Origin of the sequence: Acinetobacter sp. HR7, from assembly GCF_000773685.1 — a bacterium.
In the GTDB taxonomy this organism is placed as follows: Bacteria; Pseudomonadota; Gammaproteobacteria; order Pseudomonadales; family Moraxellaceae; genus Acinetobacter; species Acinetobacter thermotolerans.
In genome coordinates this window covers 1-778 of sequence record NZ_JPQO01000131.1, presented here as the reverse complement: position 1 = coordinate 778, position 778 = coordinate 1, and the positions used below count along the sequence as shown (strand labels likewise).

Below are 778 nucleotides of genomic sequence, written 5' to 3'. Positions count from 1 at the left end.
TCGCTGTATCGCGTCGGTATGTGTGCATTATAGGGCAATTTCTTACACAAGCAAGCGCTTTTAACGGACACAAATCACGAGTGTATCATTTTTACGCACCAATATAGATCATTTTTATTTCATATTTAACATAAATACATGATTATAAAATAAAAATAACATAAAGTATTAATGCATTATTTTCGACTTATTTTGTTGGGTTTGTTGTTTTAATACTCACACTATGAATCATGACGGGTTTTACCGGTACATTCTGATGCATGGCATAGGTGCGGGTTGGCACTTTGGCGATTTTATCGACAACATCCATACCTTTGGTTACTTTACCAAAGACCGCATAACCAGCATTACGTGCAGAACGGTTCAGGAAGTCATTATTCACTAGGTTAATAAAGAACTGGGAACGTGCTGAATCTGGATCATTAGTACGTGCCATCGCCAGTGTACCGCGCTGGTTACTTAAGCCATTGTAAGATTCATTTTTGATGGGCGCCTTATTATTGGCTTTTTCTTCCATGTTGGCATCAAAGCCGCCACCTTGAATCATGAACTCAGGAATTACCCGGTGAAAGATGGTGCCTTTATAAAAGTTGGCTTTAACATAGTCTTCAAAATTTTTGGCAGAGATCGGTGCTTTGTCATTATAAAGCTCAATCTCAATGTTCCCCATGGAAGTACTCATTTCCACCACAGTATTGGCAGCCATTGCCGGTAATGCCATTGCCGTCAGGGTGAATGCATATAATGATTTTTTTAACATTAGACCTCTTGCGAAAGT

General features: G+C 38.9%; 1 protein-coding gene. It reads right to left on the bottom strand.

The features are described from left to right. Nucleotides 1-187: 187 nt before the first annotated feature. Nucleotides 188-760 (bottom strand): peptidylprolyl isomerase, encoded by a 573-nt coding sequence (locus tag GW12_RS06110; RefSeq protein WP_034584904.1) that lies wholly within the window; start codon nt 758-760, stop codon nt 188-190. Nucleotides 761-778: the final 18 nt, after the last annotated feature.

What these genes read in the sequence shown, in the direction of transcription:
- GW12_RS06110 (WP_034584904.1), bottom strand. Translation starts at nt 760, where the DNA reads ATGTTAAAAAAATCATTATATGCATTCACCCTGACGGCAATGGCATTA.